Source organism: Geminocystis sp. (assembly GCF_041753295.1).
In the GTDB taxonomy this organism is placed as follows: Bacteria; Cyanobacteriota; Cyanobacteriia; order Cyanobacteriales; family Cyanobacteriaceae; genus Geminocystis.
In genome coordinates this window covers 1-21,449 of record NZ_JBGSUU010000009.1, presented here as the reverse complement: position 1 = coordinate 21,449, position 21,449 = coordinate 1, and the positions used below count along the sequence as shown (strand labels likewise).

The 21,449-nt window shown below is 32.6% G+C and carries 22 protein-coding genes and 1 tRNA gene; 16 read left to right on the top strand and 7 right to left on the bottom strand.

Annotation, left to right across the window (positions count from 1 at the left end; all coding sequences use genetic code 11):
• Nucleotides 1–40 precede the first annotated feature (40 nt).
• Nucleotides 41–193 carry a hypothetical protein gene (locus tag ACEW8E_RS00570; protein ID WP_373478393.1) on the bottom strand — a complete coding sequence of 51 codons (153 nt, stop codon included), beginning with the start codon at nt 191–193 and terminating at the stop codon, nt 41–43.
• Between the two features lie 37 nt (nt 194–230).
• Nucleotides 231–1,208, bottom strand: coding sequence for a cysteine synthase A (locus tag ACEW8E_RS00565; RefSeq protein WP_373478392.1), 978 nt, complete (start codon nt 1,206–1,208; stop codon nt 231–233).
• A 148-nt stretch (nt 1,209–1,356) separates the two neighbouring features.
• Here ACEW8E_RS00565 and ACEW8E_RS00560 point away from each other — a divergent pair.
• From ACEW8E_RS00560 to groL, 10 genes are all read left to right on the top strand, one after another.
• A tRNA-Gly gene (locus ACEW8E_RS00560) sits at nt 1,357–1,428 on the top strand.
• Nucleotides 1,429–1,660: 232 nt separating this feature from the next.
• Nucleotides 1,661–3,157, top strand: coding sequence for a carotenoid isomerase (gene crtH / locus ACEW8E_RS00555; RefSeq protein WP_373478411.1), 1,497 nt, complete (start codon nt 1,661–1,663; stop codon nt 3,155–3,157).
• A gap of 57 nt (nt 3,158–3,214) precedes the next feature.
• Nucleotides 3,215–5,032 carry an excinuclease ABC subunit UvrC gene (gene uvrC, locus ACEW8E_RS00550; protein ID WP_373478391.1) on the top strand — a complete coding sequence of 606 codons (1,818 nt, stop codon included), beginning with the start codon at nt 3,215–3,217 and terminating at the stop codon, nt 5,030–5,032.
• 132 nt (nt 5,033–5,164) lie between these two features.
• Entirely contained in the window at nt 5,165–5,965 is an 801-nt protein-coding gene (locus tag ACEW8E_RS00545; RefSeq protein ID WP_373478390.1) for an ADP-ribosylglycohydrolase family protein, read from the top strand.
• Nucleotides 5,966–5,992: 27 nt separating this feature from the next.
• On the top strand, nt 5,993–6,373 hold the full coding sequence (locus tag ACEW8E_RS00540; protein ID WP_373478389.1) for a DUF4346 domain-containing protein: 381 nt from the start codon (nt 5,993–5,995) through the stop codon (nt 6,371–6,373).
• 104 nt (nt 6,374–6,477) lie between these two features.
• Nucleotides 6,478–6,669: a hypothetical protein gene (locus ACEW8E_RS00535; RefSeq protein ID WP_373478388.1), complete on the top strand. Its 192-nt coding sequence runs from the start codon at nt 6,478–6,480 to the stop codon at nt 6,667–6,669.
• Nucleotides 6,670–6,708: 39 nt separating this feature from the next.
• A complete protein-coding gene (gene gcvT / locus ACEW8E_RS00530; protein ID WP_373478387.1) occupies nt 6,709–7,812 on the top strand; it encodes a glycine cleavage system aminomethyltransferase GcvT in 1,104 nt (367 codons plus the stop codon).
• Between the two features lie 207 nt (nt 7,813–8,019).
• Nucleotides 8,020–8,490 (top strand): MEKHLA domain-containing protein, encoded by a 471-nt coding sequence (locus tag ACEW8E_RS00525; protein ID WP_373478386.1) that lies wholly within the window; start codon nt 8,020–8,022, stop codon nt 8,488–8,490.
• A 42-nt stretch (nt 8,491–8,532) separates the two neighbouring features.
• Entirely contained in the window at nt 8,533–9,351 is an 819-nt protein-coding gene (locus ACEW8E_RS00520; RefSeq protein ID WP_373478385.1) for a lysophospholipid acyltransferase family protein, read from the top strand.
• 238 nt (nt 9,352–9,589) lie between these two features.
• On the top strand, nt 9,590–11,263 hold the full coding sequence (gene groL / locus ACEW8E_RS00515) for a chaperonin GroEL (RefSeq protein ID WP_373478384.1): 1,674 nt from the start codon (nt 9,590–9,592) through the stop codon (nt 11,261–11,263).
• Between the two features lie 151 nt (nt 11,264–11,414).
• On the opposite strand, the gene aqpZ is transcribed toward groL, so the two are convergent.
• From aqpZ to ACEW8E_RS00495, 4 genes are all read right to left on the bottom strand, one after another.
• Complete coding sequence (gene aqpZ, locus ACEW8E_RS00510) at nt 11,415–12,161, bottom strand: aquaporin Z (protein WP_373478383.1); 747 nt, start codon at nt 12,159–12,161, stop codon at nt 11,415–11,417.
• 104 nt (nt 12,162–12,265) lie between these two features.
• Entirely contained in the window at nt 12,266–13,237 is a 972-nt protein-coding gene (locus ACEW8E_RS00505) for an NAD-dependent epimerase (protein ID WP_373478410.1), read from the bottom strand.
• A gap of 187 nt (nt 13,238–13,424) precedes the next feature.
• Nucleotides 13,425–14,009 (bottom strand): Uma2 family endonuclease, encoded by a 585-nt coding sequence (locus ACEW8E_RS00500; protein ID WP_373478382.1) that lies wholly within the window; start codon nt 14,007–14,009, stop codon nt 13,425–13,427.
• A gap of 6 nt (nt 14,010–14,015) precedes the next feature.
• Nucleotides 14,016–14,873 carry a glycosyltransferase family 2 protein gene (locus ACEW8E_RS00495; protein WP_373478381.1) on the bottom strand — a complete coding sequence of 286 codons (858 nt, stop codon included), beginning with the start codon at nt 14,871–14,873 and terminating at the stop codon, nt 14,016–14,018.
• A 182-nt stretch (nt 14,874–15,055) separates the two neighbouring features.
• Between ACEW8E_RS00495 and ald the strand changes: the two genes are divergently transcribed.
• The 6 genes from ald to ACEW8E_RS00465 all read left to right on the top strand — a co-directional run bounded on the left by ald (nt 15,056) and on the right by ACEW8E_RS00465 (nt 20,082).
• The gene (ald, locus tag ACEW8E_RS00490; RefSeq protein WP_373478380.1) at nt 15,056–16,147 is read left to right on the top strand and encodes an alanine dehydrogenase; all 1,092 of its coding nucleotides are present in this window, start codon (nt 15,056–15,058) and stop codon (nt 16,145–16,147) included.
• Between the two features lie 434 nt (nt 16,148–16,581).
• A complete protein-coding gene (locus ACEW8E_RS00485) occupies nt 16,582–17,583 on the top strand; it encodes an ArsJ-associated glyceraldehyde-3-phosphate dehydrogenase (RefSeq protein WP_373478379.1) in 1,002 nt (333 codons plus the stop codon).
• Between the two features lie 98 nt (nt 17,584–17,681).
• Complete coding sequence (arsJ, locus tag ACEW8E_RS00480) at nt 17,682–18,914, top strand: organoarsenical effux MFS transporter ArsJ (protein WP_373478378.1); 1,233 nt, start codon at nt 17,682–17,684, stop codon at nt 18,912–18,914.
• A gap of 70 nt (nt 18,915–18,984) precedes the next feature.
• Entirely contained in the window at nt 18,985–19,284 is a 300-nt protein-coding gene (locus ACEW8E_RS00475) for a hypothetical protein (RefSeq protein ID WP_373478377.1), read from the top strand.
• A 125-nt stretch (nt 19,285–19,409) separates the two neighbouring features.
• A complete protein-coding gene (locus ACEW8E_RS00470) occupies nt 19,410–19,712 on the top strand; it encodes a hypothetical protein (RefSeq protein WP_373478376.1) in 303 nt (100 codons plus the stop codon).
• Complete coding sequence (locus ACEW8E_RS00465) at nt 19,699–20,082, top strand: DUF6516 family protein (protein WP_373478409.1); 384 nt, start codon at nt 19,699–19,701, stop codon at nt 20,080–20,082. The genes ACEW8E_RS00470 and ACEW8E_RS00465 overlap by 14 nt, the downstream gene beginning before the upstream one ends.
• 315 nt (nt 20,083–20,397) lie before the next feature.
• On the opposite strand, the gene ACEW8E_RS00460 is transcribed toward ACEW8E_RS00465, so the two are convergent.
• Nucleotides 20,398–21,078, bottom strand: coding sequence for a hypothetical protein (locus ACEW8E_RS00460; RefSeq protein ID WP_373478375.1), 681 nt, complete (start codon nt 21,076–21,078; stop codon nt 20,398–20,400).
• Nucleotides 21,079–21,449 lie beyond the last annotated feature (371 nt).

Sequence of the window (21,449 nt, the reverse complement as noted above, 5' to 3'; positions counted from 1 at the left end):
TAAAAAATTTTAACTACCATAAAACCATCTCCCCTCAAAATTAACCTAAGTTTTCGCCATCATAGATATTTTCCATAGGTGCAGGTGCAGCTAAATCATTACCAATAAAACTTCTTGCAGTTACTGTAACTAAACCAAACAGAGCGATTAAAATAGTAACCAAAGGGACAATTTGTTGACGAATAAAATTCATAATAAGTTAAGTTAAATTTGTGATAATTAGAAAAATTTTAATCAGGGATAATTAAACCCTTAGAATTGAGCCATTCACGGTTATAAAGTCGAGATTGATAACGAGATCCACCATCGCAAAGAACTGTTACGATAGTATGACCTGGTCCTAGTTTTTTGGCTAGAGCAACCGCAGCCCCTACATTAATACCTACAGAACCTCCCATGAATAAGCCTTCTTTTCGTAGTAATTGATAAATAACTCTAACAGCTTCTTGATCATCAATTTGAATGGCATCATCGATGATTACACCTTCCATATTAGCAGTAATGCGACTATTGCCGATACCTTCTGTTATGGAATTTCCTTCTATCTTTATTTCTCCAGTTTTGACATAACTGTATAAACCGCTACCTTTAGGATCTGCTAAAACACATTTTATCTGAGGATTTTGATCTTTCAAAAATAAAGAAACTCCCGCAAAAGTACCACCAGTACCCGTAGCGGCAACCCAACCATCAATTTTATGATCTGTTTGCTCCCAAATTTCTTTACCCGTAGTTTCGTAGTGAGCTTGACGGTTAGCTAAATTATCAAATTGATTAGCCCAGATAGCATTATCCATCTCCATAGCGATTCTACCAGAGAGTTTTACATAGTTATTTGGATTTTTGTAGGGTACAGCAGGTACAGCTCTCACTTGAGCCCCTAAAGTGCGTAAAGCGTCCATTTTTTCCTGTGATTGAGTATCAGGAATTACTATCACACATTTATAACCTTTTGCATTGCAAATGTGAGCTAAACCAATGCCCGTATTTCCTGCCGTGCCTTCTACCACCGTCCCCCCAGATTTAAGCAATCCTTGGGCTTCCGCTTGTTGAATTATATATAATGCTGCTCTATCTTTCACCGAACCACCCGGATTCAAAAACTCTGCTTTACCTAAAATTTCGCAACCTGTTTCTTCACTGAAACTATTTAAACGAATTAAAGGGGTATTACCAATAGTACCTATGAAGCCGTCTTTAATATCCATTACTCAATATTTAATTAATTCTTATCGTCTCAAATTTATATTGTACAATCCAATTAACTTCTGGGATCTTTTTTCCCTAGAAAATTTTTTTTTGCGAAAAACCTTGACAATTTTTTTTTTTTTCGACATAATATTAAATGTACCAATTGCGGGTATAGCTCAGTGGTAGAGCGTCACCTTGCCAAGGTGAATGTCGCGCGTTCGAATCGCGTTACCCGCTTTAAAATCAACTTATGGCTAAGTAAACTTTGGTTTTTTAGACTTTCATCAAGTAAACATATAATCACTTTTTGCTATTTACATCTATTGATTTTTATCAAATTGTTAAATCTGGATAGCTTTTTACTTCAATCATTTTCCTTAATTTTTGTGATCAATTAATTAGGAATTTTTTTGAGACAACAAAAGGCTAAACTGATAAAAGTGAGATTAAAGAGAAATTAAAGTTCGAGATTATGAGTCAGTATGATGTCATTGTAATTGGTTCAGGAATTGGTGGTTTAGTTACCGCAACTCAATTAGCTGTAAAAGGTATTAAAGTTTTAGTATTGGAAAGTTATGTTATCCCTGGTGGTAGTGCGGGGTTTTTTGAAAGGGAAGGTTATCATTTTGATGTAGGTGCTTCCATGATTTTTGGCTTTGGGGATAAAGGTACTACGAATTTACTCACTCGTGCTTTAGCTGCTGTTAATCAGAAAATAGAAACTATTCCAGATCCAGTACAAATACATTATCATTTACCTAATAATCTTAATCTTAAAGTACATCGAGATTATGAGAAATTTTTACAAGAATTATATGTTTATTTTCCTGAAGAAAAAAAAGGGATAAAAGGTTTTTATGATGAATGTTGGCAAGTTTTTAATTGTCTTAACTCTATGGATTTACTTTCCCTTGAGGAAATTCGCTATTTAACCCGTGTCTTTTTTCAACATCCTTTATCCTGTTTGGGATTATTAAAATATTTACCCGTAAATGTGGGGGATGTCGCTCGTAAACATATCAAAAACCCTGATTTATTAAAATTTATTGATATGGAGTGCTATTGTTGGTCAGTTGTACCTGCTGATTTAACACCCATGATTAACGCAGGAATGGTATTTTCTGATCGCCATTACGGAGGAATCAACTATCCTAAAGGTGGAGTAAGTAAAATTGCAGAAACTTTAGTGGAAGGTTTCATTAAAGCAGGAGGAGAAATTCAATATCAAGCTAGGGTAACAGAAATTCTTGTCCAAGGAAATCAAGCCAAAGGAGTTAAACTAGCGGATGGAAAAGAATATTTTGCCCATAGAATTGTATCAAACGCCACTCGTTGGGATACTTTTGATAAATTGATAGATAAACATAAAACCCCCAGAAAAGAAGTAAAATGGCAAAAAAATTATCGTCAATCTCCCAGTTTTCTGAGTTTACATTTAGGGGTTGATGCGAAAGTTTTAAGTGATAACTTTGAATGTCATCATATTCTTTTAGAAAATTGGAATAACTTAGAAGCTGAACAGGGTACAATTTTTGTTTCGATTCCTACTCTATTAGATCCCAGTTTAGCACCTGAAGGTTATCATATCATTCATGGTTTTACTCCCAGTTCTATGGAATATTGGGAAAATTTATCTCCTTCTCAATACGAGTATAAAAAAGAAGAAGCGGCAGGAAGGTTAATTGAGCGTTTAGAAGCTATTTTCCCCGGATTAGATGCTGGTTTAGATTATATGGAAATTGGTACTCCTCGCACTCACCGACGCTTTTTAAATCGTGTTAACGGTAGTTATGGCCCTATTCCTGCACGAAAACTTAATGGGTTATTATCAATGCCCTTCAATCGTACTGCTATTAAAAATCTTTACTGTGTCGGTGATAGTACTTTCCCGGGGCAAGGTTTAAATGCCGTTGCCTTTTCTGGCTTTAGTTGTGCCCATCGTATTGCTGTTGATTTGGGCTATTAAACTTAATGTGCTTAGAATATTTGATAATATCTGTAAACAATTATTATTAAATTTAATATGCCAGAAAATTTAGAAAACTTACTGACAAATTTACCTTCAGATTCTGGAGTTTATTTTATGAAAGATAAAGAAGGTAATATTATTTATATAGGTAAAGCTAAAAGCCTAAAAAAAAGAGTTAAATCTTATTTTATATCCTCCCAAAAACATTCTAATCGAATTGCTTTAATGGTGTCACAAATTCGGGATATTGAATTTATCGTCACTGACACCGAAGTCGAAGCCTTAGCTTTAGAAGCTAATTTAATTAAGCAGCATCAACCTCATTTTAATGTTTTACTTAAAGATGACAAAAAATATCCTTATGTTTGTATTACTTGGTCTGACGTTTATCCCAGAATTTTTATTACTCGTAAAAGACGCTTAAATAGTAAACTAGATCGTTATTATGGTCCTTATGTTGATAGTGGAAAATTGAGAGAAACTCTTGATATTATTAAACGTACTTTTCCTCTGCGACAAAGATCAAAACCTTTATATAAAGATCGTCCTTGTTTGAATTATGATATAGGAAAATGCCCCGGAGTTTGCCAAAATTTAATTACTCCTGAAAAGTATCGAGAAATTATTAATAAAATTGCCTTAATTTTTCAAGGAAGAACGGATGAATTAATTAATCAATTGACTCAAGAAATGAGCATAAATGCGGAGAATTTAGACTTTGAAAAAGCCGCTAAATATCGAGATCAAATTTATAGTTTAACTCAATTATTTTCTAGTCAAAAAGTAGCTTTACCTGACGATACTATTTCTCGTGATGCCATTGCTTTAGCCCAAGATAATAGTCATACTTGTACTCAATTATTTCAAATTCGGGCAGGGCGTTTAATCAGTAGATTAGGATTTTTTACTGATAATAATATTAATGATGAAAAAGGAGAGATTTTACAACGAGTTTTAGAAGAACATTATCACCATATTGACTCATTAGAAATACCTTCAGAAATTTTAGTACAATATCCTTTACCTGATGAAGAAATTTTTACTAATTGGCTAAGGGTAAAAAAAGGTAAAAAAGTTACTATTATCACACCCCAAAAACAACAAAAAGCTGAGTTAATTTCTATGGTAGAAAGAAATGCTAAAATTGAGTTAGAAAGAAGTCAAAAATTTAGTGAAGGTAATTTACAAGCTATGGAAGATTTAGCGAATATTTTGGATTTACCCATGATACCTAGGAGAATCGAAGGTTATGATATTTCTCATATACAAGGCTCAAATGCCGTAGCTTCAAGGGTTGTTTTTATTGATGGTGTACCAGCTAAACAACATTATCGTCATTATAAAATTCAAAATCCAGATATAAAAATAGGACATTCAGATGATTTTGCCTCCCTTCAAGAAATAATAAAAAGACGGTTTTCTAGGCAAGAAGAATCTCCAGATTTAGTGATGATAGATGGAGGAAAAGGGCAACTTTCTTCTGTGTGTAAAGTGTTAGAAGAAATGAATTTATTATCTAAAATTAACATCATTAGTTTAGCTAAAAAAAGAGAAGAAATTTTCTTACCTAATCAATCTCAACCTTTATCAACTAATTCTGAACAAATAGGAGTACAATTATTAAGAAGATTAAGAGATGAAGCACATCGTTTTGCTATTACTTTTCATCGTCAACAAAGATTAAAAGCTAGTCGAAGATCAATTTTAGATGATATAAATGGGTTAGGATTTGAACGTCAAAAGTTACTACTGGCTCATTTTAATTCTATTGATTATATCAGAGAAGCAACGGTTAAACAACTTCAAGAAGTATCAGGTATTGGAGAAAATTTAGCACAAATTATTTACGATTATTTTCACCCTAATAATTAATCAATTTAATAGATACAATTTCAACATAATTTTTTATTGCCTAATCTTAACCCATTGATATTAATTTATTATATTCAGACATAATTTTTATATAATTTAACAACATTTATTTAATCTATTATTTACTATAATATGACATTACTTTTTCTACCTTCTGACAAAGTTTTGGGCAGTTTTATTACTGCATTTATCGGGAAAAACTTAGTTAATCAACATAGTAATTTTATCAAAAATAATCATGATTCTTTTTCTCTAGCTTGTCAATTATTACAACATTTAGCTATTAATAATTATCAATCTCAACTATTTTGGCAAACTCAATCTCAACATTTATTCCCCTCAGATATTGCGATCGCTATGTTTCCTCTTATGATTTATAATTATCATAATCCTAAAATTTTAGAAAAAGAATTAGCTATAATTAGTAATAACTATTCACTGGGGAAAATAGAGGAAGATAGTATAAAAATAATAATAACAATAGTTAATCTTATACTGACAAATCAATTAGAATTTTCAGAAATAATTGGTAATTTAACCAAAGGAAAAGAGGAGACAAGTAACTATTTTCAATTAATAGAAGAATTAATCAAAAATCACGCACCATCAACCCAAGTAGAAGAAAAATTATCTACAAATATCCCTAAGAATTTATTAAGTATTTATCAAAGTATTTATTGTTTTTTTAGCTTTCCTGATAATCTCAAAATTTCCTTACAAAGAAGTAGTTATTTTGCTCAAGAATCGGAAGCTACAGCTATTTTAACAGGATATTTATTAGGTTTATATCACGGCTATATTAATATACCCTATCAATGGCGAACCGAAATTAATTTTACATCATCACCAATAGAATCAAACTTGAAAATAAAAGAAATAGAAATATTAACAGAAAAACTTGTTGCTAATTGGCAAGGAAAAATGGACAATTAAAAATGGAATATAAATAAAAAAATAATTATGAAAACAGCATTATCCTTAACAGATATAGACAACGAACTATCAAAAAGAGATATACAGTTAGATCCTGACGGCTACTTTGTTATATATTTAAACCGAAAAGATGGATTAATCTGTGCTGATCATTACACAAACGCCATTAATGAGCAAGGATTAGCAGTTGATCCAGACACTGGTGAAGTGATAGCCTGTAAAGGTAGTAAGCCGAGAATGGCAACTCAAACTTTTAGCGGTAGAACAGCGAAAGAAATATGTGTTAACTTGTTAGAAAAAACAAAACTTATTCCCCTTAGTATGTTAGATCATGCCGCTTATTTAGGTAGAGAATTTATGCGCGCAGAATTATGTTTAAAAAGTGGTGAAGAATATATCCAAGATTAATCTTAGATGATCAAAAAAAAGGTTAACAATAAATAGTTTTATTTTGAGAATAATGGATTAAAATAAAAACTCAATAAATTAACTGATGTAATTAATATAAATATATGACAGAAGATAACACTAAATTAAAGCAAATGATTGCAAATGCTTTAGCCGATGGTAGATTATCCCAAGCGGAAAGTCAAATGATCAAAAATGCCATCTATGAAGATAAAATTGTTACTCCAGAAGAAGCGCAACTTTGGCGAGAATTACAACAAAAAGTCACTGATGGAGAGATTTTACTTGATGGATAGTTACTTCGTGGGATAATAATTAATTAACTCATTTCATTCATGACAGTGACACAATCAAATTCATTACAAACTCCTCTTTATTTCCTCTCCGTAGAATCAAAAGCTAAATTTACTGATTTTGCGGGGTGGGAAATGGCTTTACAATATAGCGGTTTAAAAAAAGAACATCAAGCGGTGAGAGAATCCGTAGGAATGTTTGATATTTCTCACATGGGTAAATTTTCTTTACGAGGAAAAGCCTTAAGATCAAGTTTAAATTACCTTGTACCTTCTGACTTGAGTAATTTAGAGTCAGGAAAAGCCCAGTATTCGGTATTATTAAACCATGAAGGCGGCATTATTGATGATATTATTTTTTATTATCAAGGGAAAAATGAGGAGAGTATCGAGTCTGGAATATTAATTGTTAATGCCTCAACCACTTCTAAAGATTGGCATTGGTTAACTGAAAACTTGAAAAATCAAGACATCGAATTAAAAGACAACTCCCGTGATTTAGCTTTAATCGCTTTACAAGGAAAAAACGCCGTTGAATATCTTAACCCTCTGGTTACCGAAGACTTAACAACTCTCCCTAGTTTTGGACATCTCACCACAGAAATTGATGCACAAACAGTTTTTATAGCGCGTACTGGTTATACTGGCGAGGATGGTTTTGAAATTATGACAACTCCTACTATTGCTCAAAAGTTATGGAAATATTTTCTTGGTAAAAACGTTACTCCTTGTGGTTTAGGTTGTCGTGATACCCTCCGTTTAGAGGCTTGTATGGGATTGTACGGACAAGACATGAATGAGGAAATAACACCCTTAGAAGCTGGTATATCATGGGTAGTAAATTTCAATCATGATTTTATCGGCAAAGACATTTTATCAACACAAAAGCAAGAAAAAGTCAAGAAACGTTTAGTTGCTATAGAGATGGAAGGTAAATATATCGCCCGTCATGAGTATCCCATTCTCATTAATAATCAAGTAGTCGGGCATATTACCAGTGGAACGTTATCTCCTACTTTAAATAAGGCGATCGCCCTTGGTTATGTACCGTATAATTATAGTAAAATAGGGCAGAAACTAAAGATAGAAATTAGAGAAAAATTATATCCTGCAACGATAGTTAAAAAACCATTTTACCATCGATAAAATACGATAAATGTTAAGGTAAGATCATGAGCAATAAAATATATTAAAATTGATTTTTTGATTTCTCCTTATTAAGTATTTTTGATCTAATAGTAAGATCTTAGTGTTACTAAAAAAATAAAGAAAGTCCCCATCATTGGGGATTTAGTGACAAAATATAAACAAAAAAAGTCTCCATAATTGAGGATTTAGGGGCAAAATATAAAAATGAATAATATTTGGGAAAAAGAAGAAATTATTATCTGGACACAAATTATCTTAAATAGTTATGAAAAATTACTAAAAAAACCTTTAATAACTAGGAAAAATGTTGATAAAATAACTCAGGCAAAAAAATTATTTAATGCTGATTTTGTCGTTTTATCTCATAATAATAATCTAAATCCTATCTATAATTATGGTAATAAAAAAGCCTTAGAATTATGGGAAATGGATTGGGAAACTTTAATAAAAACGCCTTCAAAAAATACAACGGAGGCTATATCACAGGAAGAAAGAGAAGCATTATTAAAAGAAGCAAATCGAAAAGGTTATATCACTAATTATGGTGGTGTTAGAGTTTCTAGCACTGGAAAAAAATACAATATAACAGACATAATTCTTTGGAATTTAACTGATAATAATAATCAATTTTGCGGACAAGCAGCCACATTTTCTCAATGGGAAAAGTTAGAATAGATAACGAATATTTGTTCATTTTCAATTCTTAATTCTCTTTTCATGGATAAAAAAGATTTTGGTTGGTCATTAACCCAAAGAGATCCTGATACAATTAAACAATTAATGCCTTTTTGGGAACTACTTTATAAATATTATTTTAGAGTAGAAACCAGTGGTTGGGAAAATATTCCCCAAGGGCAAGTTTTATTAGTGGGCTCTCATAATGGTGGTATTGCTGCCCCTGATATGGTTATGATGATGTATGATTGGTTTAAGCATTTCGGTACTGATCGTTTAGCTTACGGTTTAATGCACCCTATGGCATGGACGGCTTATCAAGGTATAACTCGTTTAGCGGCTAAAACTGGTGCTATTCGTGCTAATCCTAACATGGCCATCGCCGCTATTGAAAATAATGCTAGTGTTTTAGTCTATCCGGGAGGTGCAGAAGATGTCTTTCGTCCCTACACAGAAAGAAATCAAATAAAATTTGTTGGTAGAAAAGGCTTTATAAAATTAGCGTTGCGTTATTCCTTACCCATCGTACCCTTAATTTCTAAAGGAGCTCATGAGAGTATTTTTGTGTTAGCAGACCTATATGAGCAAGTAAAAGGGTTGAATAAACAAGGGTTATTTCCTTGGATTTTCGATCTTGATCCTCAAACTTTTCCGATATATTTAGGCTTACCTTGGGGTTTAGCAATTGGCCCTTTACCTAATATACCATTACCTGTTGCCATGACCACAAAAGTTTGTCAACCAATTTATTTTGATAGTTATGGCATTGAAGCTAGTAGAGATCGCACCTATGTTCAACAATGCTATGATTTAGTGGTGAATAAGATGCAAGAAGATTTGTCTAGCTTATATTCCTCTTAATAGACATCTCGATAAATTTAAAATTAAATCAATTCTTGTTTATAATTTGTCAATTTTAATCTACTATTCCCCGCTCCCTATTTTCTGAAGAAGTCTAATAGAAACAGTTTTTTCAACTTTGAACTATATTTTAACGAAAAATTGGAGTAAAAAATCAAAGGTGAAGATAACCGTATTAGCACTCAGACACCAAGAGCGCTAAATTGATGTATGGTGAATAAATAAAATAGAAATCTATATGTCTAAAATAGTATCATTTAGAGAAGAATCCAGAAGATCTTTAGAACAAGGTGTCAATGCTTTAGCAAATGCTGTTAAAGTAACCTTAGGTCCTAAAGGTAGAAATGTATTATTAGAAAGAAAATTTGGAGCACCTGAAATAGTAAAAGACGGTATCAGTGTTGCAAAAGAAGTAGAATTAGAAAATCCTTTGCAAAATGTTGGTGCAAGATTAGTCAGAGAAGTTGCTTCTAAAACTAAAGACATCGCAGGAGATGGTACAACAACGGCTACAGTTATCGCTCAAGCTATGGTTCATGAAGGCTTGAAAAACGTTACTGCGGGGGCAAATCCTGTGGCTTTACGTCGTGGTATCGATAAGGCTATTACCTTTTTAATCAAAGAGATTGAAGCTGTAGCCCAACCCGTACAAGGTGATGCTATTAATCAAGTAGCTACGGTATCGGCTGGAAATGATGAAGAAATCGGTGCAATGATTGCCACTGCTATGGATAAAGTCACCAAAGATGGTGTTATTACCGTGGAAGAATCTAAATCCTTAGCCACTGAATTGGAAGTCGTTGAAGGTATGCAGATTGATCGTGGTTATGTTTCTCCTTACTTTATCACCGATCAAGAAAAACAGATTGTTGAGTTTGAAAATCCTCTTATTCTCATCACCGATAAAAAAATTAGTGCCATTGCAGATTTAGTACCTGTATTGGAAAATGTAGCACGTTCAGCTCGTCCTTTATTAATTATCGCCGAAGATATTGACGGTGAAGCCTTAGCTACCCTTGTAGTCAATAAAGCCAGAGGTGTTTTAAATGTAGCCGCTATCAAAGCCCCTAGTTTTGGCGATCGCAGAAAAGCCGCTTTAGAAGATATTGCCATCTTAACAGGGGGAAGAGTAATTTCCGAAGACATCGGTTTAAGCCTAGATACGGCTACTTTAGATCATTTAGGAAAAGCTCATAAAATTACCATCGAAAAAGATAACACCATTATCGTAGCCGATGGTGGAAATAAAGGGGATATTGAGAAAAGAGTAGCTCAAATTCGTAAACAATTAGCAGAAACTGACTCTGATTATGACGCAGAAAAACTCAAAGAGCGCATTGCTAAATTAGCTGGTGGTGTAGCGGTAATTAAAGTAGGTGCAGCGACTGAAACCGAATTAAAAGAGCGTAAATTGCGCATTGAGGATGCTTTAAACGCTACTAAAGCCGCAGTGGAAGAAGGAATTGTAGCTGGTGGTGGTTCAACTTTAATTCATTTAGCGAGTAAAGTAGAAGCCTTCAAAAATACTTTAACCATTGAAGAAGAAAAAATTGGTGCGCAAATCGTCATCAAAGCTATTGAAGCACCTTTACGTCAAATCGCAACCAATGCGGGGGTAGAAGGCTCTGTAGTGGTAGAAAAAGTCAGAGAATCTGCTCTCAATATTGGTTATAATGCCTTAACAGGAGAGTATCAAGACTTAATCGCTTCTGGAATTATCGATCCTGCTAAAGTAGTACGTTCTTCTTTACAAAATGCTGCTTCCATTGCAGGAATGATTTTAACTACAGAAGCCCTTGTGGTAGAAAAACCCGAACCTGAAGCCTCCGCACCTGATATGAGTGGTATGGGTGGCATGGGCGGTATGGGTATGCCCGGTATGGGTGGCATGGGTATGCCCGGTATGATGTAATAATTAATAAGTAGGGTGGGCATCGCCCACCAAATCCCTAGTTTAGTATTATTTCATTTAGTTTATTTCAGATGAATATAATTCCTAATTTAAAGAAGTTAGCAAGTCACCCGTCAGTAAAAAAATAAAACTGATAGCTGATAGTTAAAAACTATTCTTCAATGTCTTTAGTTAGAGGAGTAGATTCAGCAAAGTAGCTATAGTATAGAAAACCAGCTAAAACAGCACCTAAAATGGGTGCAAACCAGAATAACCATAATTGCCCGATAATTTCTATATTTCCTGTGAATAAAGCTACTCCCGTACTTCTTGCAGGATTAACCGAAGTGTTTGTTACGGGGATACTGATTAAGTGAATTAAAGTTAAACCTAAACCGATGGGAATAGGTGCAAAACCTGCTGGGGCACGTCTATCCGTTGAGCCTAAAATGATAAATAAGAAGATAAAAGTTAAGACTACTTCTGTAACTAATGCCGCTAAAAGGGAATAACCACCGGGGGAGTGATTACCATAACCATTGGTAGCAAAAGGATTACTTCCGCTTAAATCAAGGCCATCTTTTCCACCACTAGCGATAATAAATAAGATTAAACCTGCTAAAATTGCTCCTATTACTTGAGCGATGATGTAAGGTAGTAATTCAGAACTAGGAAAACGTTTTCCAGCCCATAAACCAAAGGATACGGCTGGGTTAAAATGACCGCCCGAAATATGTCCTACAGCATAAGCCATTGTTAATACTGTTAAACCAAAGGCGAGGGAAACCCCCACAAAAGCGATACCAAAAGGATTACCGTCACCACCGAAATTAGCGGCTAACACGGCACTACCACAACCGCCAAAAACTAACCAAAAAGTACCGATTAATTCGGCTACATATTTTTTCATATTACTCATTTTTTGATGTTCCTCACAAAAGTTTCCTCTTAATTCCATAGAATTATAGAAGATTTATTCAAAAAGATTATTAATAAATGTTAATTTATCATCTCTAAAAATATTTAATTAGGATTATAGTAATCATAATACCAATGGACAAAATTTTGAACTCCTGCTTCGATAGGGGTATTCGGGCTAAATTGTACATCATGGATTAACTCATCGACATCGGCATAAGTAGTTAAAACATCTCCTTGTTGCATCGGTAATAATTCTTTTACGGCTAATTTACCTAAAGATTTTTCTAAAACTTCAATGAGATAAAGTAATTCCACGGGTTGATTATTCCCAATGTTATATAGTTTATGGGGTGGAATTCCAGAGGGTGTTTTTTGCATTACTTTTTCGATGCCTAAAACAATATCATCAATATAAGTAAAATCTCTTTGCATTTTGCCATAGTTAAAAACAGGGATTTTTTCTCCTTTTAAAATTGCTTTGGTGAAGAGAAATAAAGCCATATCAGGTCGTCCCCAAGGGCCATATACTGTAAAAAAGCGTAATCCCGTACAAGGAATGTTATAAAGATGACTATAAGTATAAGCCATTAGTTCATTAGATCTTTTCGTCGCTGCGTATAAACTAATGGGATAATCAACGGGGTCATTAGTACTAAAAGGAATTTTGCTATTCATGCCATAAACAGAGCTAGAAGAAGCAAATACGAGATGTTTAACGGGATTATGACGACAACCTTCTAAAATGTTCAAAAAACCCACTAAATTACTATTAATATAAGCATGGGGGTTTTCAAGGGAATAACGAACTCCTGCTTGAGCAGCTAGATTCACTACTATATCAAATTTTTCTTGTTCAAATAAATGGTTAATTTTTTCCTCATGAGTTAAATCTATGAGATGAAAGTGGAATTTATCAAATATTTCTAATTCTTTGAGACGTGCTTTTTTTAAAGATACATCATAATAATCATTAAGATTATCAATTCCCACTACAGGATGATTTTTTTGCAATAAGTATTTACATAAATGAAAACCAATAAAACCTGCCGCACCAGTAACTAATATTTTATTCAAGAAAAAATCAACACTCACAATTTTACTTTTATACAATGATGAAAATATAACTCAGATTTTACACTTCCTGTAAAGATACTAAAAAAAAGAGAATAGACTATATAAAATTGACTTTAATTGTATTGAAATTTATTTTATCAGTTTTATTTATTAAGTATTTTTCTAAATCATCAAAATATAAATTATATTAATTTGATGTATCAAACTTAATTCGATGATAGAGATTTGTAAAAGATATACTATAGTCAACGGTTTTTAGACAAAGATGATTATCTTCTCCTTCTGTGGCTTTAAATAACCATTGTTGATCATCTTGTTTCACGAATTGTTCAAGATAATAACTAGATTGAGAAATTAAGATATATTCTTGTAAGGTAGGTAAAGAACGGTAAAATCTAAATTTATTATTACGATCATAATGTTGTGTGGAAGATGATAAAATTTCGATGATAATTTTAGGATTTGTGACGATAGTAGAATTATTTGATTCGTAACTAGGCTCACCTTCAATAATCATAATATCAGGATAAGTATAAATTTGATATTCAGGAATCGATAGTTTAACATCATTCATATAAATATCATAATCTTGATCGTTAATAGTTAAAGGAAAAGGTCGACAAAAATTAAGAGCTAATTTATTGTGATTTGTTGTACCTCCTGCCATAGGGATAATTTCTCCGTTAAGATATTCATTTTTAGTTTCTGATATTTCTTCTAACTGCAAATATTCTTTAGAAGTATAGTATTTTGAGTCAATTTGGGCGATCATAATTTTCTATGGTTGTGTTAATCGAGATTGACGTTTTAATTCATAAATTTTAGCATCCACTAGAAAGCGATACCAAAATCCTTGTAAAAAGTGAAACATCATACCTTCGATGCCGTCTAAAAATCCTAAACCAATGGTATAACGTAATAACCAATAAATAAATGCTCTTAAAAATAAGGGAGATTTGACATATAAATTTTTTTTAACCCATCTTCGTTGAGATGCTTGAGAAGTTTGACTATTGTCTAAAATATTTTGTTGATTTTCTTCTGCTTTTTCCATAGCTAACATATCTTTTACTTCTCTATCAGCATAACTATTATGTTTATTTACCCAAAAACTTAAACCTTTTTGATTTTCGTCAATAATATCGTTTTGTAAATCCACAATTTCCCCTTCTGAGAGAATAATATGCTCATCCATCCATCTTTGTTCACAAATACCATTACCATTACGCCAAATTCTCAGTAACCAAGTCGGATAATAACCACCGTGACGAATCCAACGCCCCATAAAAAATACTCTTCTTTTCATTTGATAACCGCCAATATTTTTCGGGGTTAAGGGTAATTTCTCTTTTATTTCTGTCACTAATTCTGGGGTTAATCGCTCATCTGCATCTAATCTCATAATCCAAGGGGTTGTAATGGGTAAGTTTTTTAAACCCCAATTAAGTTGTTGTGCATAATTTTCCCACGGATGATTAAATACTTGACAATTATATTCTTTGGCTATTTCAACAGTGCGATCGCTGCTCCCTGAGTCAATAATAAAAATTTCTGCGTCTAATTTTTGTAAACTTGATAAAGAAGTATGTAAATTAGCTTCTTCGTTATAGGTAAGAATAATGACTGATAATTCCATGATGAAAGTTACGCAATTTTAGTTAAAAAATGAGATTCTTTTTATTTTCTACTATATAGCTACACCTTGAATAATTTTTCTACTTTATATATATAATATTTTAGTCTTATGTAAAAATCGAAAAGAATTACTATAAAGCATTTATAATTTAATATTGATCAAAGATTCTCACGAAAATTAAAATGAAAATTGGTGTCCCTAAAGAAATTAAAGATCAAGAATTTCGGGTTGGTTTAACTCCAGCGAGTATAAGAGTTTTAACCCAACAAAACCATCAAGTATTTATGGAAGAAAATGCTGGAATTGCTTCTGGTTTTAGCAACGAAGATTATCAAAAAGTAGGGGCAACTATTGTTGATACTCAAACCGCATGGCATCAAGAGTTAATTATTAAAGTCAAAGAGCCTCTTTCTTCTGAGTACAAATATATTAATCAAGAACAAATATTATTTACTTACCTTCATTTAGCTGCAGATCGTAGTTTAACAGAGTTTCTTCTTAAAAGTGGTGTAACAGCGATCGCTTATGAAACAGTACAATTAGCTGACGGCAGATTACCTCTTTTGACTCCTATGAGTATTATTGCAGGAAAACTAGCCGTACAAATAGGTGCAAGATATTTAGAAAAACAACAAGGAGGCAAAGGGGTATTATTAGGGGGAATAGCAGGGGTTGAGCAAGGAAATGTGGTTATTTTGGGAGGAGGAATCGTTGGCACGGAAGCAGCTAAAATTGCTGTGGGTATGGGAGCAAAAGTTACTATTCTTGATGTGAGTATTGATAGATTAGCTTACTTAGAAACCCTTTTCGGATCTAGAGTTGAGCTATTATATAGTAACTCTCAACATATAGCTCAAGCAGTGATTAAAGCCGATTTATTAATTGGTGCGGTATTAATTACAGGGAAAAAAGCTCCTATTCTCGTATCAAGGGAATTAGTCAAAAAAATGTCTGAAGGTTCGGTGATTATGGATGTAGCTGTAGATCAAGGTGGTTGTATTGAAACTTTACGCACAACTTCCCATAGTCAACCTAGTTATATAGAAGAAGGGGTAATTCATTTAGGTATTCCTAACCTTCCAGGCGCAGTACCTTGGACAGCTACACAAGCATTAAATAATAATACTTTACCTTATGTTCTCAAATTAGCTAATCAAGGAATTGGGGCGTTAAAACAAGATGCCAGTTTAGCACTAGGGTTAAATATACAATCTCATCATTTAGTACATCCAGCCGTACAACAGGTTTTCCCTGATATGGCGATCGCCCATTAATACTCAGCTCTTGCATCCTATTTCCATTAACTGGTGACGGTTGGGCAAAAGGGCAAGGGGCAAAGGGCAAAGGGATTAAAATTGACTCAAACTATACTAAAATTGATTTTTTTACTTTTGCTTATTAAGTATTTTTGATCTAGTGCAAGATCTCAGCATTAACCATAAGAGAATTGATGTGCTCACCTTTAACTATTAAGTATTAATGTAAGTCATGCAAGATCTGAGTTTAATCTGTTATTAATTATCTTAACCAAATCTTAAACCAACTTTTCTTGATTTGAAGATAAAATATTATTAGAAATAAGTTGTAAATAAATTAGAAAAAACCTTAACTAATGGTCTTTGACTGGTGTTTATCTAAAACATTTAAGGATATTTTTAAACAACAACTTTTATTGTTATATTAACTCATCAAAAAAAAGTTTATTTATATGCGTGTTGGCATTAACGGTTTTGGAAGAATCGGCAGATTAGCATTTCGGGCTGGTTGGAATAATCCTGATATAGAATTTGTACATATTAACGAGATTAAAGGCGGTGTAGCTACAGCAGCCCATTTATTAGAGTTTGATTCTGTGCATGGGCGTTGGCACAAAGATATTACCGTTAAAGAAGATAAATTTATTCTTGACGGAAAAACTGTTACTTTTAGCGAATATTCTGCACCGCAAGAAGTGCCTTGGAAAGATTTAGGAGTAGATTTAGTTATCGAATCTTCAGGTAAATTCCGCACTCCTGAGACTTTAAACCCTTATTTTGAGCATGGTGTTAAAAAAGTTGTGGTTGCTGCTCCAGTAAAGGAAAAAGCCCTTAATATTGTGGTAGGTGTTAATGATCATCTTTACAACCCCGAAAAACATCATCTCTTAACGGCAGCTTCTTGTACTACTAACTGTTTAGCACCTGTCGTTAAAGTTATTCATGAGGGATTAGGCATTAAACACGGCGTTATCACTACTATTCATGATGTGACTAATACGCAAATTGTTGTCGATGCACCCCATAAAGACTTACGCAGAGCTAGATCTTGTATTCAATCTTTAGTCCCCACAACTACAGGTTCGGCAACGGCGATCGCCATGATTTACCCAGAGTTACAAGGAAAATTAAACGGCATAGCAGTAAGAGTGCCAATGTTAAACGCTTCTTTAACAGATTGTGTGTTTGAAGTTAACCGTAAAACCAGTGTAGAAGAAGTTAATAGTTTATTGAAAAAAGCCTCCGAAGGGGAATTAAAAGATATTTTAGGCTATGAAGAACGTCCTTTAGTTTCAATAGATTACAAAGACGATCCAAGATCCTCAATTATTGATGCCCTTTCAACCATGGTAATCAACGAAACTCAGGTAAAAATTTTAGCGTGGTATGACAACGAATGGGGTTATTCTAATCGCCTCGTGGAATTAGTTATTAAGATAGCAAATTCATTTTAGCCTCCCTGCCCTCAATGTGGGATAAAAAATCGAAAAAGTCCCCATACTTGGGGATTTAGGGGCTTATAGAGACAATTATCAAATTATAAATAAAATTTATGGATAAAAATTTACGCAATTATGCCTTAGTTACCTCTGCTTATTGGGGTTACACTATCACCGATGGTGCATTAAGAATGCTCGTTTTATTGCATTTTAATAAACTTGGTTTTACCCCTATTGAAATCGCTTTTCTATTCTTATTTTACGAAATTTTTGGCATTATTACTAACTTTTTAGGCGGTTGGATTGGCTCTCAATTTGGGTTAAGATTAACTCTTTATGGTGGTATCTTTTTACAAATTTTTGCCCTCGTTATGTTAGGAGTAATTAACTTTGAATGGGCAACTTGGTTTCAAGTTTTATATGTCATGACTTCCCAAGCATTTTCAGGAGTTGCTAAAGATTTAACGAAGATGAGTTCTAAAAGTGCCGTACGTTTAGTTGTACCAAAAGAGCAAGAATCAAAACTCTTTAAATGGGTTGCTATCCTTACTGGCTCAAAGAATGCGTTAAAAGGTTTAGGCTTTTTTGTCGGTGCTGCTTTATTAGAATTTTTCGGTTTTAAAAATGCTTTATTTATTCAAGCCTCAGTTTTATTTGTCATCTTTTTAACTGGTAAATTCTTACCGAAAAACTTAGGTAAAATTAAAGCAAAAATTAAATTTAAGCAGTTATTTTCTAAGAGTAAAGCTATCAATATTTTATCCTTAGCTCGATTTTTCTTATTCGGTGCAAGAGATATTTGGTTTGTGGTTGCGTTACCCGTTTTTCTACGCACAAATTTAGGTTGGAGTTTTATAAATGTGGGCACTTATATGGCTTGTTGGGTTATCGGTTACGGTATCATTCAATCTTTTTCTCCCACAATTTTAAGACAAAATCAGGAGGGAAAAGCACCCCAAGCGCGCACTATTCAAATTTGGACTTCTATTTTAACTATTATACCAGTGGCGATCGCCATTGCCTTTATGGCAGGATTAAATCCGCAAATCGTGATTACGGGAGGATTAATCATTTTTGGCATTGTATTCGCTTTTAACTCCGCAGTGCATTCTTACCTTGTGTTAGCCTACACCGACGATGATAACGTCGCCTTAAACGTAGGTTTTTACTATATGGCAAACTCAGGGGGAAGATTATTAGGTACAATTACTTCAGGGATTGTCTTTCAATGGGGAGGAATAGAAGCCTGTTTATGGATTTCTAGCTTTTTCGTGTTGATTGCGGCGTTAGTATCTTTTAAGTTACCACCTATTACTTGCAACAAAGTAAAACTAACTAGCGTGTAGAATAGAATTAGTTTAGGAGTAACAGGTAATTACTCCTAATTAATACTTTTAATATTAAGATAATTTTAACATGAGTACCGTAACAGATAACGATTTAAGAGAGTTAAAAGATTTAATTAACTCTAAGTTTGAGCAAGTCAATGAAAAAATAGACTTTCGTTTTGAGCAAGTTGACTCTCGATTTACCCAAGTAAACGACAAGCTAAATGACATGAGAGTTGAGATAGCCTCAATCAAAGGTAATCAAGAAGGTTTTAGCAAAAGACTAGATAATCTTGAGTTTACTAATCGAGGTATTTTTATTAGTGTCGTTAGTGGTTTATTAATCGCAGTGATAACCTTAATTGTTAAATTTTTAATACCTAATTAAATCTTTTAATGGGTGAGTGTCAAAATTTTTATCTTAAATGTCAAAAGAAAACAACCGCTTAAACTTAAAAGATAATTGATAATTTTTAAATGTTAAGATTAAGTTAATTAATGGGAGAAAACCAAATGTTAGAACTACAAATCAAATCTTATTCTTCAGAGGTGGAAATTGATAAAATTTTAGTAAAAAATGCTATTGAATCTGAGATTAAAAATTTGCAAAGATCATTAGAAAAAACTAATTATTTACTAAGACAATTTGAAGAAAAATATCAGATTTCTTCGGAGTTTTTTGTTGATAATTGGACAGCAGAAGATTTGGAAGGAGGAGACGATGAATATATTACTTGGTTTGGGGAAATTAAGACTAAAGAAAAGTTAATCTACTCTTTAGAAAAGTTGCAACAAATTAAATATATTACTAAATAATTATCAAGCTAATTATCAAGCTATTATTCAAAAATATGTTACGGGCGGTTGGATATTATCTTTTACTTTTTCGGTAAATACTAAGTCAAGTTATCTTGGTTTTATTCAAGGAAAATTAGATTTTATAGATGGTTCATTTTTATTTTTTAAAAAGTATATTGATTTACAAGAGTTTGTTAATAAATTTTCTTACTCATTTCATTACCAAGATTCAGAAAATAATCTTATATTTCGTTATGATAATGCAAAACACAAACCAGATTTAGGTTATAGGGATCATAAGCATATTAATAATAATGTTATACCTTCTAAAATTCCCGATATTGAACAAGTCATTTTAGAAATTATTAGAGAATATTTAAACAATTAAAAATAGCTGTTAAATATAAGTTTAGACATAAACAGCTTTCGCTAAAAAAGAGTAGTTAAAAGGAAACTGCTTTAACTTCAGTCTGTAGTTTTTCTGCAACTGGAACAGTTACAAGCCCTGTCAGGAAAATCTTTTTTAGTGTCTTAGACATTTTCTGTTAGCTAAAATAATAAATTAATTTTATATTATATTATCAGAATATTTAAAAAGGGTAAATTTATTGTTTAATTAAGCATTTATTTTTCTAATTTAATTACACAAAAGAATGTAAGTAAAAATACTGTTACTTCATAAAATTTTTATAAAGAATTAGAGTTAATTTACTGTGGATTTATTACTTAAACAACTCCAATGATAATCAAATAAATCAGGTTTTTGCTCATTGATAGAAGCAATGGCAGGACAAGCAGGAAAAGGCCAAAGGCGATCAAAAATGATATTATTATCTAACATCTTAAACTGTAATAAATAAACGGAAGGAATAGCTTGAATAGAAAGAAGTAAATCCTGTGCCAAAGTATATAAAGAATGATGAATTTCTGAAGGTAAATCATAGGGTTGTTGATAATAATTAGGCAAAACTCCTTCACCAATAAAATCACTATAAGTACAATTTTCACCATTAAAAATAATCGGCAACCATAAATCACCTAAAGATAAATCATCATGGGTAGTTTTATAATTAAAGTTTTGTTGTACCCATTTGCGTCTTTTTTCTAAATCTCGACAGGCACAATAAACTTGTTGGGCAGTAAAATTAAACCAGTCGGGCAATTTAATCGTCAAAGGACAATAAACTATATCTTGATCTGAGTCATCTATTTGTAGTGATTTTGACCATATTTGTGCGCCACCAACAATTTTAATTTCATGACATGGATTTGATTTGATGATACTTTTGCTTAAAGCTACAGCCATTTTCTCCGCTATAGGTGCTTTTGGGCTAATTTTACCGTTATCCACTTGTGCATTGACAATAATAATAACTTTTGACATTCTTTGACGGGTGTAATTCTTATTTTATTATCTCATTTAATTAAAACTATTGATATTGAATTATTTAATGTTTAATTAAGTTCATTAGATTGAAGTGGTTGAGAAAAGATAACGTTTGTTCTACAGAAAATATTTTATTATCGATTAATCTACCTCCTTTTCTTGGCTTACTTAGGGGAAAAAGTCTGAGGAAGGGGTAGGGCAAAGGGCAAAGGTTTTAATGGTTTTGATTTTTGAAATTAGAGCTTGTAACTGTATAATACTACCCTGTTTTTTGAGCAAAAATGCCTAAAACTACGCACTTTTTTATTAACTTAACGATGCCCCAAGCCTTGATTTTAATAGCTTTCTGATTTATTCAGCAAACCCTA